This is a genomic window from Bacteroidota bacterium, from assembly GCA_037133915.1.
Lineage (GTDB): Bacteria > Bacteroidota > Bacteroidia > Bacteroidales > CAIWKO01 > JBAXND01.
Map to the genome: position 1 here is coordinate 1 of JBAXND010000111.1, position 3,194 is coordinate 3,194.

Genomic DNA, 3,194 nt, shown 5'->3' on the forward strand with positions numbered 1-3,194 from the left:
AAAAAAAGAATTCAGAAGAATTCAGAAGAAATAAAGTCCCTTTCACCGATGCGGGGAAAGGGATTTAGGGATAGGGGAATGAGTCGAGAGTCGAGAGTCGTGAGTCAAAAAACGAATTCAGACAAATCATAGCCCCAGAGGGGCGACCCGTTGGTAGCCCCGGGCGTCAGCCCGGGGTAGAATGATATCAAATATTCGGGCGGCGCACGGGAGACGGTGGTTTGAAATGCAGAAGAAGCATGCGCCGCAACGGTAGTAATTTAGTCGTGAGTCAAAAATCAATTAGTCAATTTGATAATTTGAAAATGCCTGCCTATCGGTAGGTTAACCTGCCCGCCTATGCAGTAAACAATTCAGCAAATCAACAACTCAACGAATCAACAACTAAACATTTCAACAATTCAACAATTCAACAGATAAACAACAACACGAATCAACAACTAAACAATTAAACAAATCAACAATCAACAAGTCACTCAAGAGTCGTGAATTTTAATTCTTCACTTTTAGTTATTAGTTTTTAGTTATTAGTTATTATGTCTTATTTTTGAAAAAAAGAAATTGTATGATGGAACCGGGAAAATTTATCAAAGAAGCACTGGTGGTCGGGAACCCCAAATGGGAACAGTCAATAAAAAGGCAGGAAGATATCTACCATAAAACACCTGACATCCGCAGCGAGTTCTCTCGCGACTACAACCGAATCCTGCACTGCAAAGCATACCGCCGCCTGAAACATAAAACTCAGGTGTTCTACGCCACCACGAACGACCATATCTGCACCCGCATTGAGCACGTGAACCATGTAGCATCGGTGAGTTATTCCATAGCAAATTATCTCGGACTGAATACCGAACTCACCTCCGCCATCGCGCTCGGACACGACCTCGGACACGCGCCCTTCGGACATGTGGGCGAACACCACCTTTCGAAAATCGCGAAAGAAGAAATCGGAGAAACCTTCTGGCACGAAGAAAACAGCCTCTTTCTGGTCGACATGCTGGAAACACTTCCCAACCTCAGCGGCAAAGAGAATAATATGAATCTTACCTACGCAGTGCGCGACGGCATCATCTCGCACTGCGGCGAAGTGAATGAGAACGCTGTCTTTCCGCGCGCTGAAGCCATCGACCTCCGCGACATAGAACGGCCCAACCAGTATTCTCCATATTCCTGGGAAGCATGCATCGTGAAAATTGCCGATAAAATATCCTACCTCGGCCGCGATATTGAAGACGCCATCTCACTGAAGATTCTCAGCCGCGAACAGCTTTCGGAACTCGAAACCATTGCAGAGCATATTAAAAAAGTTCCGGTTGACCAGATTAACAATACCGTGCTGATGCACGACTTTATCAATAACCTCTGCGAGATGAGCTCACCCGGAAACGGCATTCTGTTTTCAGACAGATACCTCGAACTCATCAATAAAGTAAAGGCATTCAACTACAAGAACATTTATCTGCACAAGCGGATGAGTTATTATAATGAATACGCGTCACTCATTATCAGCAGCATTTATAAGGTGCTGAGCGGAATGTACGTGAAGGGCGGCATGGAAGCGGAACTCAAACGCTATGAAAGTATTTACCCGTCGCTGGCAGGCGCTTTCAGCTACTGGCTCATGAAGTACTCGAATCTGAACCTTGAAGAGCGCGCCGGTACTAAGTTCGCGAATGCACTTATCTATGACATCCGCGACGAAAAACAATACCGCAAAGCAGTCATACATTACATCTCATCGATGACAGACCACTTCGCGGTAAAACTCTTTGGTGAACTTACACGGTTTTAAATTTCCACTATTTCCACTTTGTCCATTTTGTCGCCCTGACGAATCTGGTCGATTACTTCAAGACCTTCAATCACGCGGCCGAAGCAGGTATGATGACCGTCGAGATGACTGGTGTTGGTACGGCTGTGGCAGATAAAGAACTGTGAACCGCCCGTATCGGGACCGGCATGAGCCATAGACAATACGCCTCTGTCGTGATACTGATGTCCACCTTTGGTTTCGCATTTGATGTTGTAACCGGGACCGCCGGTACCGTCGCCGCGGGGACAACCGCCCTGAATAACGAAATCGGGAATGACGCGGTGAAACGTAAGACCATTGTAATAACCGCTTTCGGCAAGCTTGATAAAGTTTGCTACCGTGCCGGGAGTATCTTTTTCGAAGAACTCAATTTTCATGACACCTTTTGCAGTGTGAATGTTTGCTATTTTCATTTTATTAAAATTTAGTGATGCAAAGATAATCTGATTCGGGGAATAATGAATAAGTCCGCTGCACTCCTACTTCGCCTTCTTGGTACCCAGGTTCAGGTTGATGAATGAGTGACGCGCGGAGGTACGGAATACACCTTCATTTATGGAACGCACTTCTTCAATAGTATAGAATGAATGCGGATTGAATTCATTGATGATACCGATGAACTGCGGCACATCTTTTCGTTTGATGATAGAGAAAATCACCTTCACCGGTCCCATGCTGCCTTTGGCGTCGACTACGGTAAGACCGAAGGTATGTTCGCGCAGGTGCGCTACCAGCTCGTCGGCATCGCTGCCGGTAATCACGCGTATGATGACGTTGCCCAGCGATATCTTTTCGTCGAGCAGCATACCGATATAATTTCCCATGGCAAAACCTGCCGCGTAGGCAATATAGCAAACTGCATTATCGAGATGCTGCATTATCTGACCGATAGCGAGCAGCCAGATACCTGCTTCCATAAATCCCAGCAGGGGCGCGAGGAACTTCATGCCTTTCGACACAAAAATCAGACGCAGCGTACCTATGCTCTGATCGCAGATGCGTGCGCAGAAAATCAATAAGGGCAGCACCACCCAGGTAAATATTGGCGAATCAAAAAATACGACATTCAACATGGCAGGATGAATTAAAAATGAAAAATGAATAATGAAAAATGAATAATTAGTAATAGCGGTAATTGCAGTTACCAATCCGGATGCAAAGATATTTGTTTTTCGGCAAACGCCTATGTATGGATATTCCGAACGCAGTGAGGAATCTCTTTGATTCCTTCGGAATCGGTCAACGTAAAGGCTGAAGGCTGAAGGCTGAAGGGTTGACTCCCTTCCCCATTGAAGGGGGAAGGGCCGGGGATGGGGGCTATGTCCTGACTCGTCCTAAAAAAAGTTGACAGTATTTTGATTAATCCTGAATAGAGTTG

At 45.7% G+C, this 3,194-nt stretch carries 3 protein-coding genes; 1 reads left to right on the forward strand and 2 read right to left on the reverse strand.

Going from position 1 to position 3,194, the window contains the following annotated elements; genetic code table 11:
• Window positions 1-565: 565 nt before the first annotated feature.
• A complete protein-coding gene (locus tag WCM76_16810) occupies window positions 566-1,795 on the forward strand; it encodes an HD domain-containing protein (GenBank protein MEI6767294.1) in 1,230 nt (409 codons plus the stop codon).
• Here WCM76_16810 and WCM76_16815 read toward each other — a convergent pair.
• Window positions 1,792-2,229 (reverse strand): peptidylprolyl isomerase, encoded by a 438-nt coding sequence (locus tag WCM76_16815; protein MEI6767295.1) that lies wholly within the window; start codon window positions 2,227-2,229, stop codon window positions 1,792-1,794. The genes WCM76_16810 and WCM76_16815 overlap by 4 nt on opposite strands.
• Before the next feature lie 66 nt (window positions 2,230-2,295).
• Entirely contained in the window at window positions 2,296-2,889 is a 594-nt protein-coding gene (locus WCM76_16820) for a DUF2179 domain-containing protein (GenBank protein MEI6767296.1), read from the reverse strand.
• Window positions 2,890-3,194 lie beyond the last annotated feature (305 nt).

Bases quoted from the DNA above. Each gene is read 5' to 3' on its own strand.
- WCM76_16810 (MEI6767294.1), top strand. From the start codon at position 566: ATGATGGAACCGGGAAAATTTATCAAAGAAGCACTGGTGGTCGGGAAC.
- WCM76_16815 (MEI6767295.1), bottom strand. From the start codon at position 2,229: ATGAAAATAGCAAACATTCACACTGCAAAAGGTGTCATGAAAATTGAG.
- WCM76_16820 (MEI6767296.1), bottom strand. From the start codon at position 2,889: ATGTTGAATGTCGTATTTTTTGATTCGCCAATATTTACCTGGGTGGTG.